Here is a 17,653-nt window from a genome sequence, read left to right as displayed (position 1 = left end):
TCGTCGAACTGCGAGGAATCGGTGATGTTGCAGCCCTGGTCGGCCAGATAGTTCGAAATCGCCGCAACAATCCCGCGCGTCGATGGGCAGGTTACCGTCAATACATAGTTCGTCATGCTTTCCATTCCTCTTTCGGCCAGCGCCGATCACGCCTGCTTAAATCAAAGCAAAGCAGCCTATCAAGCGGGGACGTTCGCGCATCTATAGCAAATTCAGCCGAGCATCGGTTGCTCCACCGCGCTGCCCACCATCAACTTACGGCAGATCGGGAGAAAGTCCGTCCCGCTTGCGTCGCGGAAACGCGAATCCCCGCCGTCGAACCCTCATTGAACTTGAGGAAGCCGACAAGCAGCCAGACGAGGCCGGCAGTCTTCATCGAAAAAATGGCCGTCGAGCCGATCATCAGGTTGAGAAACATGAAAATCGACAATGCGTGGCAGAGCCGTTTCTGGTTCGGCGTCCGGCCTGCAGGATAGAAAGAAACGAACAGCCAGAAGAGAATGAGCCCAAAGATCGTGGCGCCGTAGGTGATGTAAACGTAGCCGCTGTCGACAAAGGTCGTCGCCTTGTCCAATTCCAGCCCGAGCGTCGCTGCGAGATCCATATCCAGGATATTTCTGACGGTTCCGCTGATACGGCCGACAAAATCATCCTCATGCGCATCCGGCTTGAACGAATGGATGACGAAACCGATGACGACAATCACCGGCATCATCAGAAAATCGCAGATCTTCGGGATCCACGGGTAGACGACATAGCCGACAGCGCTGACGACGCTGAATATCAGCATGGTCCGGGTGTCGTTTGTGACGAGGATGAGGACGATCGTCGACACGAAGATGAGGCGATCGAAAAGGCTGAGCCGATCGGCGAAACTGACGAGGTAGATGACGATGACGCCGCAGAAATTCGCCAGCGAGACCTGCTCGAGAAAGATCGACGACGAGCGGTGATCGATGAGACCGAAGGAAAACCGCCCCTCAAAGCCGAGCGCACCGCGGAACAGGCCGCTGTCGCTATAGGTCGCCGGCGGCACGCCGCGGGTGTTCTGGAAATACTCGGCGGGATGGAAGAGAGCCACGTAGGCCTGGGTCGACAGGATTTCGCAGATCAGCACCAGCAACACGGAGAGGCAGCAGATCTTGAAGGCGAGCTTCAGCGTTCGCTCGTTCACCCAGCGCCCCATGACGACGAAGGCAAAGATAATGAGGACGTTGCGCAGATGATCTATATAGCCGGCCTTGTTGATGACCATCACATAGACGGTCAGCACGATCGTCAGGACGAGATAGCCAAGCGGCACGAGATCCGCCTCGAAGATTCCCTTTCTCAGGATGAACGCGAAGCTGAACGCGAGGATGAGAATTTCGCTCAGGACGACAACGCTCGGCGTCATCGGCATGATGTTGTGATTGATGAAGGCCAGGATGGCATTGTAGGTGACGCCGAGAACGCTGACGGCGAGGATGCCGTAGTCTATCGGTTCGCGGTCGATGCTCTTTTCCATGGCGATCAATCCGCCGGCATGAGGGCACAGGCGCCCGCAGCCGGCTTCGTCGCCTTGAAGGCGGCTTTCAGCGCTTTCATCTGGGCCCGGTCCTTGCCGTCATGGGGCTGCACGTTCAGCGTTTCGCTCTCCGGCCACCAGTCTCCGGCCACCCAGTAGGTCCAGCCGAGCCAGGTGCCTCCATCCGCCTGCATCGCATGCAGAACGCGGGTGAGTTCGGCGACGCAGGCCTTGTCCTGCGAGACGCCGAATTCGCCGAGGAACAGTTTCTTGCCGTTGTCCTTTGCCCACTTGGTCATGCCGTCGATCGCGTCCAGCGCCTTCTGCCCGCCGGTACATTCGGCGTGGGTTCCGGACGAATCATCGTCGAAATACTGGTGCACCTCGTAGGCGTAGTTGTTGCGAGGATCGGTCACGCCGAGCATGACGATTCCGTTGGCGCCGCCCGGGCCATCGGCCATCCAGGAATGCGCGCCCGTCCATCTGGTGCCGGGAACGAGGATGAGGTTGTGGGAGCCGGTAGCCCGGATCGTCCGGATAGCGGCGTTCGCCGCCTTCAGCCAGACATCGGTGTCGATGTCGTTCGGCTCGTTCATCAGACCGAAGACGACATCGTCCTGATTGGAAAATTCGACCGCGAGCCGGGCCCAGAATTCCGCGAATGCCGCATTGCTGACCTCGCGGCTGCCGATCTTCACCTTGTTGTAGGAGGCATAGTTATGCGGATCGAGGACGATCCTCTGGTGGTGCTTGCGCAGCAGCTCGACCGTGTCCTTAAGGCGCGTCAGTTCTGCTTCGTCGAGCGGCTTGCCGAGCTCCGGCTGCAATCGCTCCCACTGGAAAGGAAGGCGCACCGTATTCGCGCCGGCCTTTTCGAAGTATGCGATCGTGTCTTCAGAAGGGTAGGCGTAGGCCTTGAAATATTCGCCGCCGGCTTCTCCGAACTCGGCGCCGGACAGATTGACGCCACGCATGCAGGGGCCGGCTTCGGCCGCCATGGATGCCGGCGCGACAAGGATGATCATGCTCGCGGCCAGAAGACGCCGCCAGGCTGATAGAGATGTCATTGCCATGCTCCCTGCTTGACGAATTGCCTTCGCGCTTTCTGGCACCGCGATCTTAACGCTCCGTTAGCTAAGAATTTCTAAAGTCTCTGTAACTCCGCCAGAGCCTCCCCAAGAGCGGACAACGAGCGCGCGTATGACTCAGTTTGACAGGAACAGGGCGAGCCGGCTGCCGCAGTGGCGCAGCTATGAAACAGCCCCGCCGCTGCCGGAGCGAGCCGCCGCACGCAGCCCGGCGCTGCGCCCGTCCGACTTCCTGCCGAAGAAGCCCACGCCCGCCTCGATCATTCCCGACAGCCCCGCTGACGAACCAACGCCGCAGCCACAGGCCGAGGTCATCGCCCCGGTAGAGGAAGCGCCTGCGCGGATTGAAGCGCTGGAACCGGCGCCCGTGTACATTCCGGGAGAGCCGCTGCTCGATCTGCGCAGCGCCGTCGATGCCATCTGGCGCCGGCGTCTCGTGGTGCTTGCCGCCTCGGTCGCGGGCGCGATGCTTGGCGCAGTCGTGCTGCCGATGAGCCCGGAAAAATTCACCGCCAACACCAAGCTGTTTTTCGATCCCCGGCCAGCCGGGCTTGGCGATCCCAGCGCGCAATCTTCCGGCCCGTCGCCGGAGATGGTTTCCGGCATCATCGACAGCCAGATGCAAATCCTCCTCTCCGGGAACGTGCTGCGTCACGTGGCCGACGCGATGAATCTCGACGCGGATCCGGAATTCAATGCCGGCCGGGCCGATGGCGCAGCGGTGATCGGCACGCTGGCGAAAGCGCTCGTCATCGATCGCCCCGCCGGCAGCTATGTCGTTTCGCTGACGGCGACGACCAAGGGAGCCGAGAAATCGGCCAAACTCGCCAACCAAGTCATTGCCTCGTTCCTGCAGGAAGAGAGCACCGCCAACAACGGCGCCTACGAAAACACCTCCGCGACGCTCGATACCCGCCTGAACGAGCTTCGAAAGCAGGTGCAGGAAGCCGAGCAGGCCGTCGAGACATACCGCGCCGACAACGACATGGCCGCGACCCAGAACGGACTAATCTCCGATCAGCGGCTTGCCTCGCTCAATAACCTTTTGGTGACCGCGCAGGACAAGACGATCCAGGCGAAGGCGAAAGCCGATGCCGCAGCCGGCCTTCGCTTCGAGGATGTCGTCAGCGAGAACCAGCAGGCAAATGCGGTCTCGACCGCGCTTGCGAGCCTTCGCCAGCAATATTCGACGCAAGCCGCGATCGTCGGTAGTCTCCAAAGCCAGATGGGCAGCCGCCATCCACGATTGCAGGCAGCCCGCTCGTCGCTGCAGAGCATCGCGGACGAAATCCGCGGCGAGCTGCAGCGGCTGGCAAGCAGCGCCCGTGCGGAATACGAACAGGCGAAGAAGGCCGAGGACGCAATCTCCAAGGAGCTTACCGTTCAAAAGGCGCTGCAGGTCAACACGTCGGACAAGCAAGTCGAACTGAACGAGCTGCAGCGTAAGGCGGCCGCAGCGCGCGATATCTATGAGATCGTCCAGAAACGGTCGAGCCAGACAAGCGAAGATCGAAATCTTTCGCAGACCAATCTCCGCGTCATCTCCCCGGCCGAAATTCCGCTGAAGGCGAATGGCCCCGGCAAGAAGGTCCTGCTGATCGCGGGCGTCATCGGCGGCCTGCTCGCAGGCTTCCTCGCGGGCGCGGGCTTTGCGATCGTCGCTTCGCTCGTTTCGCATCCGGTCATCCGCAGCTACCTGCGCCCGCGCCAGCGCGCCCGAACGGGCGCCGACGCTTGATGCTTCCCCATCGGATGCCTACATCCGATGGGTAGATGTGACAGTCCGAGGCGACGATGAGATTTGGTCGGAACACTATCGCTTGCGTGGCGGTCGGCATGACCATTCTGTCGGCGACGACAAGCGACGCCACGGACTGGAAGCGCGCCGGGCAAGTACAGGTTCAGCCGCCCTATCCCTACAAGGACCTGCCCGGCGTCAAATCGCAGCCCGACAAGACCGAGGAAGAGCAATTCAGCTGCCGGACCGAGACAAGACTCATTCGCCGCCGCTATGACGATATCTTCCGATCGGGCGGGATGCCGACGCTGGTTTACGTCTGCGATCGTGACGGCCTATCGACGACCGGAACGCAGGTTCCTCGCCGGGGCCATTATCAGCCTGTCCGGTAGGACAAGGCGGACCGGCTGGAAACCGCCGCCGTCTAAAGGCCACTTGTAGGGACGGAAGTGGTCCCAGCCGACATCTCGGTAAGCCTCTAAATCCTCCCGGCGAGTGTTCCCCGTGAACGCTTAAATCACCTTGATATTGGATGCTGTGGACTGCCGCTGGCATAGGCCGAAGATACCGCCAACTCCGGGCTTTCGCGGGCCCAGCGTATCTCAAGACAAGTCCCGTCGGGGACCCTCCGGTGGACCGGAGAGCGTACTGATAGGATCATCTACGTCTTGAAATAATTGAGAAATCTACGTTTCTCAAAATGGAATGGTGCCCAGAAGAGGACTCGAACCTCCACACCCTTTCGGGTACCAGCACCTGAAGCTGGCGCGTCTACCAATTCCGCCATCTGGGCGACGGAGAGCCATGTACGGGGGTGGCCTCTCGGTGTCAACAGCCTTTTTGAAGTTTTCGCGACAGCTCGCAAAAAATCGACCGGCGAGTGAAGAATGGTCGTAGCGGATCCCCGGGAATATGGTCGTTTTCGGCGCGGTCCTATATGATACCGTAAAAAAGAGGATCGACCCGATGACCGCTTTTCACGTTTCTTTCCTGGTGATTGTCCTGTCGGTGATATCCGCGGGGCAGGTCTCCGCGATGCCGCGCGAGCGATTCGCGCCTGTCATGTCTGACGATCGGATCATAAAGGTGGATTCGACGATGTGCGATCCGCGCGGCTGCTTCACCTTCGGGCAGCGCCAGTCTTTCCGGCCGGCCTATATCCAGCCGAACTACAGGCCACCAACGGCCGCGGGGCAACAGCCCTACTATTACCGGCCGGGCGCGCAAGGGCGAGCACCGCTCTACTACGCGCCGCCGCCGGCGGCGAAGGTTCTGCCTCCGCCGACGGAAACCAAACGCTTCCATGTGGAGTGGTGCCGCAACCAGTACCGCACCTACAACCCGAGAACCGATCGCTTCGTGACCTACGAAGGCATCTACAAGACGTGCAATTCGCCTTACGATTGACGATCAGCTTTCCAGCGACGCGCGATCGACATGGCCGAGATCCCGATCCGGGTCGATGATATCGCGCACCCGCTGCTTCAATTCCTTCGGGCCGGGGAAGCCGCCGTCCCGCTTGCGTTCCCAGATGAGATCGCCGTCGACACGGATCTCGAAATTGCCGCCGGTGCCGGGGATCAGCGCCACTTCGCCGAGGCTATCGGAGAAGGTCTGCAGCAGTTCCTGCGCCATCCAGCCTGCGCGCAGCAACCAGTTGCATTGGGTGCAATAGAGAATTGTCACTCGGGGCTTCGTTTCGCTCATGGCTACCCTCGGTTCTCCTGTTCCGGTTGCGAACTGCGATAATCCCGCGCGCGGCATATTGCAATCGATCGACGCATGGTGTTCGTGTCACGAGCAAGGAAGCAGGAGAAACCGATGCGCGTCGCCGTCATTGAGAACATGAAGAGCACCCCGCTTGGTCCCCTCGGAATTGCCCTTGCTGAAGCAAATGCCGAGGTAGAGCGTTTCCGGCCCTGGATCGATGGCCAATTGCCTTCAGGCAGCGATAATCACGACGCACTTATCGTGCTCGGCGGCGAGCAGAATGCGCTCGACGACGAGCAACACCCCTATCTGCCGGCACTGGCCCTGCTGATGCGCAATTTTGCCGAGGCCGACAAGGCTGTGCTCGGCATATGCCTCGGCGCGCAGATTCTGGCGCGCGCCTATGAAGCGGAAAACCGCCTCGACGACGGCGTGGAATTCGGCTGGCAGGATGTGAGCAAATCGGCAAGCGGCAAGAGCGATCCCTTTCTTGCCGGGCTTGGCGACCGCTTCACCACCTTCCAGTGGCACAGCGACACCTTCACCCTGCCGCCGGCCGCCACTCATCTTGCAGCCAGCGGGATAACGCAGAACCAGGCGTTTCGGATTGGGCGTGCGGCCTATGGGACGCAGTTTCACTTCGAAGCGAGCTCCGACATCGTCGACGGCTGGAAGTCCGAGTTCCGGACGACGATCGAGCGAATGGATGCAAGCTGGCTCGGCCGGTACGATGCACTCGTGAAGGCCCATGCGGCCGATGCCGACGCCACCGGTGCAGCGATTGCACGCAACTGGGTCGGGATGATCGTGGCGGATACGGAAAGGCTGGCGGCGGTTGGATGACACCGCCAGACTTTCGCGACGAACCTTCGCGAGAGGGGTGACCGCGAAGGTGTCGGCTGATGGCGACTAGCCCTTGATGGTTTCCTTGCCCTCTTCCAGCAGACGAGCCGCGGCCTCCGCAGGCGTCGTCCGCTCAAAAGCGAGTTCATCGGCAATCGGACGGAAGACACGCTGGTCGAACTGCGTCGAGCCGAGCGGGGCTGGAGCCGGATACTCGCCGACCTGATCCTTGAGCAGGTTGATGTACTTCACCGTGTCCTGCTCGGTCGGATTGAGGTGCGGGAGGATCGCTTCGCGCACGACAGGCGACATCGGCACGCCGCGCTCAACGCCGAGGATCTTGCCGGCCTCGACGTCGTTGACGAAGAAGTCGATGAACTTCGCCGCAGCCTCGCCGTTCTTGGTGTTACCGCCGACGCTCCAGATCAATGCCGGCCGGTAGTAATGGCCGGATGGACCGCCCTTCTTTTCGCGCGGCAGCAGCGTGATCGCGAGCTTGTTCTTGGAGATCAGCTGATAGCCCACGAGCTGGTTGGAATAGGCCATGCCCATTGCCGCTTTGCCGAGCGCCAGCGCGTTGGTGTCGATGGTGTTCTGGTCGAGCGTCTGGACGTCGGCCGCGACCGTGCCGCCCTTCTTGCGCAGGTCTTCCCAGAAGGTGTACCAGGCTGTCGCGTCATCGACGCTGAAGCCGAGCTTGCCATCGCTGTAGAGGCTCTTGCCGCGTTGCCGCAACCAGGCATCGAAGACGTAGGTGTAGCGCGCGCCATAGGGACCACCCCAGTAGTTGTCCTTGCCGCCGGCCTTCGTCAGCTCGACCGCGAGCTTGGCGTATTCCTCCCAGGTGAGATCGGCCGTCGGAACCGGGATGCCGGCTTTGTCGAAGGCGGCCTGGTCGAAGAACAGCGCGAAGGAGTTGAGGCCGAGACCGATGCCGTAGAGCTTGCTGTCGACCGTCGTCAGCTTCAGCATGTCCTTGCCGAAGGAATCGACCTTCAATGTCGAGGGTACGAATTCGTCCAGCGCGAGGCAGGCGCCGCGCTTGGAATAGTCCGAGATCGTTCCTGGCTCCAGCTGGAACACGTCCGCGACGGCGCGGCCGGCCATCTGGGTGGCGAGCTTGGTCCAGTAGCCGTCGCCGCTCAGCGACTCGCCGACGATCGAAACGCCGGCATTCTTGCTTTCATAAAGCTTCGCGACATCAAGTGTGCGCTTGGCGCGATCGTTCGAGCCCCACCACATGGCGCGCAGCCTGGCGTCCTCCGCAAAGGCTGGAACTGCGCTTCCGGCGCCAAAGGTCAGCCCGGCGGCGATACCGGCCGAGCCCATCAGAAATGAACGGCGATTGACCTGCATTTTTCATCCTCCTCTTCGTCGCCCGGCCGTCCTCCAACGGATTGATGGGCTTGGTGCGGGGTAGATTACGCAAAAAAACCGCCAATGCAACAAATTATCTTTCTCTTGCAAATTTGCATAATTTGCATAATCTGCCCTCATGAACGAGATCAAAACCAAGAAACTGAGACAGGCCGACATCGCGACGATGGCAGGGGTATCCGTATCCACGGTGTCGCGCGTACTCGCCAACGAGCCGGGCATCAGCGAGAGCGTGCGGCAGCACATTCTCAAGGTGGCGGCGGAGAACGGTTACTCAGCCCGTACGGCCGGCGGCGCGCAACGCGGTGCCCTGGCGCTGATTGCAAGCGACGGCGTGACCGGCGGGCTTAGCGTCTTTTACGAAGGGATCGTTGAGGGCCTGCGCGCGGGTGCGCTCGATGCCGGTATGCCCTTCGAGGTGCGGTTGATCCGCGAAAACCGGGCGACCGCCAATGTGGTGCATGACTACATGCAGACAGCGGGTGCGAGTGGACTGTTCCTGGTCGGGATCGATCCCAGCGCCGAGCTTCGCGCATGGATCGAGGATGCGGCGATCCCGACGGTGCTGGTCAACGGCACCGATCCGCAGATGAAGATCGACGGCACGGCGCCCTCCAATTTCTTCGGTGCCTACGAAGCGACGACCCGGCTACTGAACGCCGGTCATCGGCGGATCCTGCATCTGACGGGATCGCATCGAAACACGATTCGCGAACGCGTCAGGGGCTTCAAGGCGGCGATTTCAGAGGTGGATGGCGCCGAAGGACGTCTTGTGTCGATGAGCTTTCAAGGCAGTGCAACGCAGGAAGCGCATGAACTGACGACTGGGGTGCTCGCCGAAAAAGCCGGATTCACTGCCGCCTTCTGCATGAACGATTTCATCGCCGTCGGCGTTCTCGAAGCGGTGACCGAAGCAGGTCTGCGGGTGCCAGAGGATTTCGCCATTCTCGGCTTCGACGATCTTCCCTGCGCGCTGATGACCAACCCGCCGCTGTCGACGATGCGCGTCGATCGCGTGGCACTGGGCCGCGAGGCGGCCGGTCTCATGGTGGCGCGTTTCAGGGATCGCACCGCCCCTGCCCGCCAGATTTGCCATGCCGTCGTCCCGATTGCCGGCGGCACCGTTTCGAACCCCTGACATGAGCCCCTGAAACGAGCAATGCCGATGACCTATGATCCTGCCAGTGCAAATCCGCTTGCCAACAATCCGCTGAAGACACGCGAGGACTTATCGCGGGCGCTTCGTGACCTGTTCGATCCGCTGCTCCCCTATTTCTCCGCAGGCAATGCCCGCGTCCGGCTCGACGGCGCGGCTGCGCATTTCGACCGCGCGGCAGCGGATCTCGAGGGCTTTGCGCGGCCGCTCTGGGGGTTGGCGCCGCTTGGCGCGGGCGGCGGCGACTTCGCGGAATGGCATCGGTTTGCGGAGGGCATCGCCAACGGCACCGATCCCAAACACCCGGAATATTGGGGCACGGTGAACGGGCGTGACCAGCGGATGGTGGAGCTTGCCGCGCTCGGTTTTGCCTTGGCGCTGGTGCCGGAGAAGATCTGGGAGCCGCTTGGCGGTCGGGCGCGCGACAACGTCGTCGCCTATCTCAAGCATGCCCGGCAGTTTGACTATGCCGACAACAACTGGAAATTCTTTCGCATCTTCGTCGACATCGCGCTCGATCGCGTCGGCGCCAGTTTCGACCGCAGCCTGACCAAGCAGTATCTCGAGGAGCTTGAGGGCTTCTATATTGGTGACGGCTGGTACCGCGACGGCAATGTGCGCCGCGTCGACCACTACATTCCCTTCGCCATGCACTTCTACGGGCTGATCTATTCCAAGCTTGTCGATGACGACTACGCGAAGCGCTACCGCGAACGCGCGCTGCTGTTCGCGAACGACTTCAAGCAGTGGTTCGGCGCGGATGGCGCGACCATTCCCTTCGGCCGCAGCCTCACCTACCGCTTTGCGTGCGCCGGTTTCTGGTCGGCCCTTGCCTTTGCCGACCTCGAGGCCTTGCCCTGGGGCGAGGTCAAGAGCCTTTGCCTGCAGCACTTACGCTGGTGGAAGGACAAGCCGATGACCAACCGGGATGGGATTCTGTCGATCGGGTTCGGCTATCCCAACCTGCTGATGTCGGAGAACTATAATTCGGCTGGTTCGCCCTATTGGGCCTTCAAGGCGTTTCTGCCGCTGGCGCTGGCCGAGGACCATCCTTTCTGGACGGCCGAGGAAACGCCACCGGCCGAAACGGTGAGTGTGCTGCCACAGCGTCATCCCGGCATGGTGCTGATGCGTGATCGCGGCGATGTCGTTGCGCTTTCTTCCGGCCAGGAAAACCTGCAGATGCGGTTCGGCACGGAGAAATACGCGAAGTTCGCTTATTCCAGCCGCTACGGTTTCAGCGTCGAATCCGACGAGCGCAACTTCGCCGGCGCGGCCTTCGATTCCGCCCTCGCCTTCGGCGATGACGGCCTGCATTACCGGGTTCGCGAGACCAACAAGGAGGCCAAGCTTGCGGGCGAGGTTCTTTATTCCAGGTGGTCGCCATTTCAGGACGTGGATGTCGAAACGTGGCTGGTGCCGGCGGCGCCGTGGCATATCCGCGTCCACCGCATCAACACGCCCCGGCCGCTACAGACGGCAGAGGGTGGCTTTGCGATCGCGCGCCGGGATTTCGAGCTCGATACGCTGGTCGCCGACGGTGCGAGCGCCTACGCCATCGGCGAGGCCGACTTCAGCGGGATCGTCGATATCGGCTCGGCTCGGCGCGTCGGCCTGACGCAGAAGGCGCCGCCGAACACCAACATGATCGTTGCGAAGACTCTGGTGCCGCAGTTGCGTGGCGAAATTGCAGCGGGCCAGACGATCCTGATGACGGCGGTACTTGCCGCCAACGATACGGACACGGTAACCGGCGCCTGGACCACACCGCCTCGTGCCCCTGACCTTCAGGAGCTGGAAGCATTGGTGGCGAATTCGGGCATCCGGGTCAGCGCCATCGAAGCGCCGGGACAAATGTCATGACGCGTCCCTCCATTGCGCTTTCAATGCAGCCGTCCCGGACCGAACACGTCCTGAGCGCCGAGGCACTGGACCGGCTCGCAGGCATCGGCGATGTTCTCGATCCTCAACCGCTGCAGAATTTCAGCGACGATCGCGCGATCCGCATTCTCGCCAAGACAGATATTCTCATCACCGGCTGGGGGGCTCCGCCTGTTGGGCATGAAGTGCTTGCGGCGGCCCCCCAGCTGCGGCTGATCGCCCATGCGGCCGGCACCGTGAAGGGCATCATCGGTGAGCAGATCTTTGATGCCGGGATCGCCGTGACGCATGCCGCCGAGGCCAATTCGGTGCCGGTTGCGGAATTTACGCTTGCGGCGATCATCTTTGCCGGCAAGCAGGTGTTTCGCTTCCGCGACCACTACGTATCCGATCGCGACCGCGACCGGACGCATGCGATGCAGCGGCTGGCGATCGGCAATTATCGCCGCACGGTTGGCATCATCGGCGCCTCGCGCATCGGGCGACGGGTCATCGAACTGTTGCGGTCATTCGAATACCAGGTACTTCTCTTCGATCCGACCATTGACGCCACCGAGGCAGGAAGCCTCGGAACCGAGAAGGTCGATCTGGCGACGCTGATGAGACGATCGGACATAGTCTCGCTGCACGCCCCTTCCCTTCCATCGACGCATCACATGATCGGCACTGCCGAGCTTTCTCTGATGAAGGACGGCGCCACGCTGATCAATACGGCGCGCGGCGCGCTGATCGATGAGGCAGCGCTGCTCGAGACACTTGCGACCGGAAGGATCGACGCCATCATCGACGTCACGGATCCTGAAATACCCGAGAAGGGGTCGGCTTTTTACGTTCTGCCGAATGTCTTCCTGACGCCGCACATCGCCGGCGCCGTGGGGCTGGAACGCGGACGGCTCGGGGATATGGCGATCGACGAAATAGAGCGGTTCACCAAGGGCGAACCGCTCCTCTATCAGATCCAGCGCCGCGACCTGGCAATGATCGCTTAGCCGGCCTTCAAACCCGCCGGTGCGCCGCCAGCCACGATCTCCGGCATCAAGTCGGAGATCTTCACGACCTTGCCCGTGCGTGAGCTTGTCAAAGCGGCAATGCCGCAGAGCACTGACATGGCGCCGGCGCGTGTGCCGGCGCGCTGACCGAGCTTGTCTTCCATGCCCTGCTTGAAGATCATGTTGCGCATCCGGTTGTCGCCGCCGTAGTGGCCACCGGCCGAATGCGGGACGACGATGCGTTCGAGGGCAGGCTTGTCTTTCGGGAAATTGCGGACGAGCAGGATGGTGTCTTCGTCAGGCGTTTCCCACGGCTGCTTCTCGTATTGCCTGAGCTCGATGCGCCCATGCGTGCCGTTGAAGGCGATGTGGTGGCCCTCGATCGGTTGGAACGTGTTCAGCGAATAGGAAACATGGACATTGTTCTTGTAGCGGAGGCTGACGACCATCGTGTCGGGGATATCGATATCCTCGCGATAGACGCAGCCGTCGCGGAAGTAGCCGTCGATCTTCGACGGATCCTCGTAGAGCGAGTCGAGGAACGGATCGGCTTCAAGGTCGAGGTAGTAGTCACACTCGCCGGCGTGCGGACAGAGCTTGCAGCGCGGGCCGCGGAACGGCCCCTTGCGGCCGTAGTTCTGCAAGTCGGCAAAGGAGGTGACCGCATCCGGGTCGCTGTCCAGGTACCAGTTCAGGAGATCGAAGTGGTGCGTTGCCTTGTGCACGAAAAGGCTGCCGGAGTTTTCAGCATAGGCGTGCCAGCGACGGAAATAATCGGCACCGTGCTTGGTATCGAGATACCAGTGGAAGTCGACCGAGGTGACGCGTCCAATCTCGCCGGCGTTCAGCAGTTCCTTGATCTTGGCGGCCGTCGGCGCGTAGCGGTAGTTGAATGAAACGTCGACGCGCTTGCCGGTTCGTTTTTCCGCATCGAGGATGCGACGGATTTTGTCGACCGCCGTCGTCATCGGCTTTTCGGTGATGACGTCGATGCCGGCTTCCAGGGCGCGAACGACGATGTCGTCATGCGTATAGTCAGGCGTGCAGACGATGACGAGGTCGACCTGCTGCTCGGCGAGCATGGCGTCGATATTCTCATAGATCGGCGCATTGCTGCCGATCATCGTGCGGGCCCGCTCGGCACGCAGCGAGTTGGTGTCGACGATCGCGACGAGATCCACATGCTCGCGCCAGCCGGCGAGCAGTTCCTTGCCCCACATGGTGGTGCCGCGGTTTCCCGTTCCGATCAGGGCAAAGCGACGTTTCTCCATCGAATGATCCTCCTCATGCGTATGAAACGAACAGATTTCTAGGCCAGGCAACAACTGTGATAGCGTTCGACGCAGGTTGCGATGACTTCCTCCGGTGGCCGCTTCCACCAGTTCTCGGCGGAGAAAATCTCGACTTCCTGCGCGCCGAAAAAGCCGGCGGCTTCGACCATCCTTCGTATGCCTTTGAGATCGATCACGCCATCGCCCATCATGCCGCGGTCTGTCAGCATGTCCCTGGTCGGAACGAGCCAGTCGCAGATATGGTGCGCGAGGATCCGCTTCAGACGCCCGGCACGCGCAACCTGATTGGCAAGATCGGGATCCCACCAGACATGATAGACGTCGATCGCGACACCGACGCCATCACCCAGCTGCTCGCACATGTCGAGCGCCTGACCGAGTGTATTCACGCAGGAGCGATCTCCGGCATACATCGGATGCAAGGGTTCGATGGCGAGCGGGACACCGGCGGCTCGCGCATGCGGAAGCGTTGCCGCGATGCCGTCGGCCACCATCTGCCGCGCGGCCTGGATATCCTTGGAGGCGCCCGGCAATCCGCCGACGACGAGAACGAGGCAGTCGGCCCCGAGAGTTGCGGCTTCGTCGACGGCGCGCTTGTTATCGTCGATCGCCTGCTGGCGGCCAGCAGCGTCGGCGGCCGGGAAGAAACCGCCGCGGCAAAGGCCGGTGAGCTTCAGGCCATTAGCCTTGACGATGCGTGCGGCCTCCTTCAGGCCAATTGCCGCTATCTGGTCTCGCCAGGGAGCGATCGAGGTGATCCCGTGCGTCAGGCAGGTATCGACCGCGCGGGCAAAACCGCACTGTTCCCGGATCGTCGCGAGATTGATGGACAGACCCTCGACATGCATGCTGTTCTCCTTCCCTTAACCGGCGACACCGTGAACCGCGAGCACATCGCGCATGCGGCGCACAGCCAGATCCGGGTCCGCAAGCACGCGTGCCTTGTCGGCGAGCCGAAACAGTTCGGCCAGATGCGAGAGAGAACGTGCCGATTGCTGGCCGCCGACCATCGTAAAATGATCCTGCAGCCCGTTGAGATAAGCGAGGAACACGACGCCCGTCTTGTAGAAGCGGGTCGGTGCCTTGAAGATATGCCGTGACAGCGGCACGGTCGGCTCCAGAAGCTGGAAAAACTCGCTGTTGCGATCCTGCCCCAGCGCCTCGAGTGCTGCAGAGGCTGCAGGCGCAATGGCGTCGAATATACCGAGCAGTGCATCCGAATGACCGGATTCATCGCCGGCTATCAATTCGGCATAGTTGAAGTCGTCGCCCGTGTACATGCGCACGCCTTTCGGCAATTGCCGGCGCATGGCGATTTCCTTTTCCTTGGACAGGAGGGAAATCTTGATGCCGTCGACCTTAAATGCATTGGCGCCGATGACCTGCAGGCAGACGGACATCGCCTTCAGGTGATCCCCATCACCCCAGTAGCCTTCCAGCGCCGGATCGAACATTTCGCCCAGCCAGTGGATGATGACCGGTTGTTTCACCTGGCGCAGAATGCGATCGTAGACCCTGACATAGTCGTCGGGGCTTCGGGCCGCGGCGGAAAGCGCGCGGCTCGCCATCAGGATGATACGTCCGCCGGCCGCCTCGATCGTCTCGATCTGTTCTTCGTAGGCTCGTATGATCGTATCGATCGTAACGTCCGGACCGGGCACAAGGTGATCGGTACCGGCACCGCAGGCGATAAGCGCATCGCCGCGGCTTGCGCTTTCGGCAAGCGCCCGCCGGATCAGCTCGCGTGCTTCCGGCCAGCCAAGGCCCATTCCACGCTGAGCCGTGTCCATCGCCTCGGCAACCCCGAGCCCGAGATCCCACAGCCGATGGCGAAACGCCAGGGTTCGATCCCAGTCGATCGCCGGCGCAAGCCAGGGATCGTTATCCGCCAGAGGATCGGCAACGACGTGCGCCGCCGCGAAGGCGATACGCGGAAACTCTTCGGCTCGACGCTTCTTTAGCTCGATCGGCGAGCCGGTCAGCGTATAGGGGACGATCTTGCCGTCCAGCGGGAGATTGATGCTGGTCACGATCTCAGAACTCCAGCTTCGGCACGTCGAGCCACCGGCGCTCGGCCCAGGATTTCAGGCCCAGTTCCGCCAGCTGGACGCCCTTGGCTCCGGCCTCCAGTCCGTAAGGCCAGGGGCTATCCTCAGCCACATGCCGGAGGAACATTTCCCACTGCACCCTGAAGCCGTTGTCGAATGCTTGCGTGTCCGGCACTTCGTCCCAGGTCTTGTAGAAATCGATCGTCTGCGGCTGATCCGGGTTCCACACGGGCTTCGGCGTGTTGACGCGATGCTGCGTCCAGCACTTGGTCAGGCCCGCGACCGCCGAGCCATGTGTGCCGTCCACCTGGAACGTCACGAGGTCGTCACGGCGAACGCGAACGGCCCAGGACGAATTGATGTGGGCGATGGCGCCGCCTTCCAGTTCGAACGTCGCATAGGCGGCATCGTCGGTATCGCAGTGATAGGGCTTGCCGGCTTCATCGACGCGCGTGCCGATGTGGGTTGCGCCGAGGCACGACACGGCTTTGACCTCACCGAAGAGATTGTCGAGCACATATCGCCAATGGCAAAGCATATCGAGAATGATGCCGCCGCCGTCGGCCTTGCGGTAATTCCACGACGGGCGCTGGGCCGGAACACCCCAATCACCCTCGAACACCCAGTAGCCGAACTCGCCGCGCACCGAGAGGATCTTTCCGAAGAAGCCGGAGTCTCTCAGCAGCGCCAGCTTGCGAAGGCCGGGCAGGAACAGCTTGTCCTGAACAACGCCATGCTTGAGACCCGATGCCCGGGCCTTTTTCGCGAGGTCGATCGCCACCTGCAAATCGTCGGAGATCGGCTTTTCGCAATAGACGTGCTTGCCGGCATCCAGCGCACGCGAGAGCAGATCGGCACGCATCAGCGTGGTGCCGGCGTCGAAGAAGATCTGATCGTCAGGATTGGCAAGCGCGCCGTCGATATCCGACGACCAGCGCTTGATGCCATGCTTTCTGGCAAGCTCTTCCATCTTGGCCGCGTTCCGGCCAACGATGATCGGGTCGATCTCCAGTTTCTCTCCGGATTTCAAGGTCAGGCCACCCTGATCGCGGATTGCCAAAATCGAGCGGACGAGATGCTGGTTGTAACCCATACGACCGGTAACGCCGTGCAAAATGATCCCTAGACGAGCCACGTTTCTCTCCCTGCAAAAAATCTTGCGAGGCCGGCTGCACGCGACGGTGCAACTCCTCCCGGCCAGTAACTAAACAGTTACTTTGATGACAGACGTGAAGCACCGGTGTCAATACACAAAACTAAATTTCGGAATTCAGGCCTTGATCGAGGCCAGCGTCACATGGACGATCTGCTGTTCCCAGGCATCGATATTGTCAGGCTCCGACAGCTCGCGTCCGAAGATCGTGGACAGCGTGTACTGGTTGGAAAGATAGAAATATCCGAGCGATGCAATCGTCAGATAGACATTCAAGGGATCGGCGCTCGCGATGAAGACGCCCGCCTTCTTTCCTCGTTCCAGCACCTGTTCGAGCTCGCCCAACAGGTGTGAATGAAGCTCCTTCAGACGCACGGACTGACGCAGCCAGCGGGCCCGGTGCAGGTTTTCCGTGCCGAGAAGGCTCAGGAACTCCGGATGCTTGAGGAAATAGCGCCAAGTGAAGAGTGCGAGATCGCTGATCCCCTCCTCCGGGCTCCGGTCGCCGATGTGCAGGGCGCGCTCGGCGGTTCGGATGCCGACATAGGCTTCCTCGAGAACATGCAGGTAGAGCTGCTCCTTGTCGCCGAAATAGTGGTAGAGCATGCGCTTGTTGGTACCGGCGCGCTCGGCGATGGCATCGACGCGGGCGCCGCCCATGCCGTTCTCGGCGAATTCCTGGGTTGCGGCTTCCAGAATGGCGGCACGCGTTCGCTCCGGATCGCGTTGCAGAACGCGCTGGCGCGGACGTCGCTTTGCGGTGGTCTTCCCCCCTCTTCCGGCGCCTTCCATCAGCTTCCCCTTTTCAATGACTTCCCAGCGCTCATAGTGCCTTATGAGCAAATTGTAAAAAGCAAATAGAGCCGAGCTG

At 61.4% G+C, this 17,653-nt stretch carries 17 protein-coding genes and 1 tRNA gene; 7 read left to right on the top strand and 11 right to left on the bottom strand.

All coding sequences use genetic code 11. The annotated features are described in order from the left end of the window. The 3 genes from ASE04_RS30620 to ASE04_RS09955 form a co-directional block, all read right to left on the bottom strand. The coding region (locus ASE04_RS30620; protein WP_244490376.1) for an ACT domain-containing protein at positions 1-116 on the bottom strand (116 nt) is incomplete at its 3' end. 134 nt (positions 117-250) lie between these two features. Beyond that, complete coding sequence (locus ASE04_RS09960) at positions 251-1,507, bottom strand: hypothetical protein (RefSeq protein ID WP_056815918.1); 1,257 nt, start codon at positions 1,505-1,507, stop codon at positions 251-253. 5 nt (positions 1,508-1,512) lie between these two features. After that, positions 1,513-2,574 (bottom strand): glycoside hydrolase family 5 protein, encoded by a 1,062-nt coding sequence (locus tag ASE04_RS09955; RefSeq protein WP_056815915.1) that lies wholly within the window; start codon positions 2,572-2,574, stop codon positions 1,513-1,515. Positions 2,575-2,707: 133 nt separating this feature from the next. Between ASE04_RS09955 and ASE04_RS09950 the strand changes: the two genes are divergently transcribed. Together ASE04_RS09950 and ASE04_RS09945 are read left to right on the top strand one after the other, a co-directional pair. Then, complete coding sequence (locus ASE04_RS09950; protein WP_056815911.1) at positions 2,708-4,333, top strand: GumC family protein; 1,626 nt, start codon at positions 2,708-2,710, stop codon at positions 4,331-4,333. A gap of 98 nt (positions 4,334-4,431) precedes the next feature. Further along, complete coding sequence (locus tag ASE04_RS09945) at positions 4,432-4,725, top strand: hypothetical protein (protein ID WP_443216855.1); 294 nt, start codon at positions 4,432-4,434, stop codon at positions 4,723-4,725. 314 nt (positions 4,726-5,039) lie between these two features. On the opposite strand, the gene ASE04_RS09940 is transcribed toward ASE04_RS09945, so the two are convergent. Continuing rightward, positions 5,040-5,126, bottom strand: a tRNA-Leu gene (locus tag ASE04_RS09940). Positions 5,127-5,368: 242 nt separating this feature from the next. On the opposite strand from ASE04_RS09940, the gene ASE04_RS09935 reads away from it, so the two are divergent. Next, positions 5,369-5,740: a BA14K family protein gene (locus tag ASE04_RS09935; protein WP_244490374.1), complete on the top strand. Its 372-nt coding sequence runs from the start codon at positions 5,369-5,371 to the stop codon at positions 5,738-5,740. A 3-nt stretch (positions 5,741-5,743) separates the two neighbouring features. On the opposite strand, the gene ASE04_RS09930 is transcribed toward ASE04_RS09935, so the two are convergent. Continuing rightward, positions 5,744-6,040 (bottom strand): SelT/SelW/SelH family protein, encoded by a 297-nt coding sequence (locus ASE04_RS09930; protein ID WP_056815904.1) that lies wholly within the window; start codon positions 6,038-6,040, stop codon positions 5,744-5,746. Between the two features lie 114 nt (positions 6,041-6,154). Between ASE04_RS09930 and ASE04_RS09925 the strand changes: the two genes are divergently transcribed. Further along, on the top strand, positions 6,155-6,886 hold the full coding sequence (locus ASE04_RS09925; protein WP_056815900.1) for a type 1 glutamine amidotransferase: 732 nt from the start codon (positions 6,155-6,157) through the stop codon (positions 6,884-6,886). A gap of 66 nt (positions 6,887-6,952) precedes the next feature. Here ASE04_RS09925 and ASE04_RS09920 read toward each other — a convergent pair whose 3' ends face one another. Further along, positions 6,953-8,242 carry an ABC transporter substrate-binding protein gene (locus ASE04_RS09920; RefSeq protein ID WP_056815897.1) on the bottom strand — a complete coding sequence of 430 codons (1,290 nt, stop codon included), beginning with the start codon at positions 8,240-8,242 and terminating at the stop codon, positions 6,953-6,955. Positions 8,243-8,381: 139 nt separating this feature from the next. Between ASE04_RS09920 and ASE04_RS09915 the strand changes: the two genes are divergently transcribed. From ASE04_RS09915 to ASE04_RS09905, 3 genes are read left to right on the top strand one after another with little or no spacing between them, the layout of a single operon-like run. Then, complete coding sequence (locus ASE04_RS09915; protein WP_056815894.1) at positions 8,382-9,401, top strand: LacI family DNA-binding transcriptional regulator; 1,020 nt, start codon at positions 8,382-8,384, stop codon at positions 9,399-9,401. A 27-nt stretch (positions 9,402-9,428) separates the two neighbouring features. Continuing rightward, on the top strand, positions 9,429-11,282 hold the full coding sequence (locus tag ASE04_RS09910; protein ID WP_056815944.1) for a DUF2264 domain-containing protein: 1,854 nt from the start codon (positions 9,429-9,431) through the stop codon (positions 11,280-11,282). Beyond that, entirely contained in the window at positions 11,279-12,289 is a 1,011-nt protein-coding gene (locus ASE04_RS09905) for a hydroxyacid dehydrogenase (RefSeq protein ID WP_056815891.1), read from the top strand. The genes ASE04_RS09910 and ASE04_RS09905 overlap by 4 nt, the downstream gene beginning before the upstream one ends. Here the strand turns inward: ASE04_RS09905 and ASE04_RS09900 are convergent. The 5 genes from ASE04_RS09900 to ASE04_RS09880 form a co-directional block, all read right to left on the bottom strand. Next, positions 12,286-13,560, bottom strand: a complete 1,275-nt coding sequence (locus ASE04_RS09900; RefSeq protein ID WP_056815888.1) for a Gfo/Idh/MocA family protein — start codon at positions 13,558-13,560, stop codon at positions 12,286-12,288. The two genes, ASE04_RS09905 and ASE04_RS09900, sit on opposite strands and share 4 nt — an antisense overlap. A gap of 38 nt (positions 13,561-13,598) precedes the next feature. Further along, positions 13,599-14,429: a sugar phosphate isomerase/epimerase family protein gene (locus ASE04_RS09895; protein ID WP_056815886.1), complete on the bottom strand. Its 831-nt coding sequence runs from the start codon at positions 14,427-14,429 to the stop codon at positions 13,599-13,601. A gap of 15 nt (positions 14,430-14,444) precedes the next feature. Beyond that, positions 14,445-15,611, bottom strand: a complete 1,167-nt coding sequence (locus ASE04_RS09890; protein WP_056815882.1) for a dihydrodipicolinate synthase family protein — start codon at positions 15,609-15,611, stop codon at positions 14,445-14,447. A gap of 4 nt (positions 15,612-15,615) precedes the next feature. After that, positions 15,616-16,764 carry a Gfo/Idh/MocA family protein gene (locus ASE04_RS09885; RefSeq protein ID WP_056815880.1) on the bottom strand — a complete coding sequence of 383 codons (1,149 nt, stop codon included), beginning with the start codon at positions 16,762-16,764 and terminating at the stop codon, positions 15,616-15,618. 135 nt (positions 16,765-16,899) lie between these two features. Continuing rightward, positions 16,900-17,574: a TetR/AcrR family transcriptional regulator gene (locus tag ASE04_RS09880; RefSeq protein WP_056815941.1), complete on the bottom strand. Its 675-nt coding sequence runs from the start codon at positions 17,572-17,574 to the stop codon at positions 16,900-16,902. Positions 17,575-17,653: the final 79 nt, after the last annotated feature.

Origin of the sequence: Rhizobium sp. Root708, assembly GCF_001429725.1 — a bacterium.
Classification (GTDB): domain Bacteria; phylum Pseudomonadota; class Alphaproteobacteria; order Rhizobiales; family Rhizobiaceae; genus Rhizobium.
This window is presented reverse-complemented; position numbering and strand designations above follow the sequence as displayed.

What these genes read in the sequence shown, in the direction of transcription:
- ASE04_RS09900 (WP_056815888.1), bottom strand. Translation starts at nt 13,560, where the DNA reads ATGGAGAAACGTCGCTTTGCCCTGATCGGAACGGGAAACCGCGGCACC.
- ASE04_RS09950 (WP_056815911.1), top strand. Translation starts at nt 2,708, where the DNA reads ATGACTCAGTTTGACAGGAACAGGGCGAGCCGGCTGCCGCAGTGGCGC.
- ASE04_RS09925 (WP_056815900.1), top strand. Translation starts at nt 6,155, where the DNA reads ATGCGCGTCGCCGTCATTGAGAACATGAAGAGCACCCCGCTTGGTCCC.
- ASE04_RS09910 (WP_056815944.1), top strand. Translation starts at nt 9,429, where the DNA reads ATGACCTATGATCCTGCCAGTGCAAATCCGCTTGCCAACAATCCGCTG.
- ASE04_RS09955 (WP_056815915.1), bottom strand. Translation starts at nt 2,574, where the DNA reads ATGACATCTCTATCAGCCTGGCGGCGTCTTCTGGCCGCGAGCATGATC.
- ASE04_RS09960 (WP_056815918.1), bottom strand. Translation starts at nt 1,507, where the DNA reads ATGGAAAAGAGCATCGACCGCGAACCGATAGACTACGGCATCCTCGCC.
- ASE04_RS09895 (WP_056815886.1), bottom strand. Translation starts at nt 14,429, where the DNA reads ATGCATGTCGAGGGTCTGTCCATCAATCTCGCGACGATCCGGGAACAG.
- ASE04_RS09880 (WP_056815941.1), bottom strand. Translation starts at nt 17,574, where the DNA reads ATGGAAGGCGCCGGAAGAGGGGGGAAGACCACCGCAAAGCGACGTCCG.
- ASE04_RS09915 (WP_056815894.1), top strand. Translation starts at nt 8,382, where the DNA reads ATGAACGAGATCAAAACCAAGAAACTGAGACAGGCCGACATCGCGACG.
- ASE04_RS09905 (WP_056815891.1), top strand. Translation starts at nt 11,279, where the DNA reads ATGACGCGTCCCTCCATTGCGCTTTCAATGCAGCCGTCCCGGACCGAA.
- ASE04_RS09945 (WP_443216855.1), top strand. Translation starts at nt 4,432, where the DNA reads ATGACCATTCTGTCGGCGACGACAAGCGACGCCACGGACTGGAAGCGC.
- ASE04_RS09920 (WP_056815897.1), bottom strand. Translation starts at nt 8,242, where the DNA reads ATGCAGGTCAATCGCCGTTCATTTCTGATGGGCTCGGCCGGTATCGCC.
- ASE04_RS09935 (WP_244490374.1), top strand. Translation starts at nt 5,369, where the DNA reads ATGCCGCGCGAGCGATTCGCGCCTGTCATGTCTGACGATCGGATCATA.
- ASE04_RS09930 (WP_056815904.1), bottom strand. Translation starts at nt 6,040, where the DNA reads ATGAGCGAAACGAAGCCCCGAGTGACAATTCTCTATTGCACCCAATGC.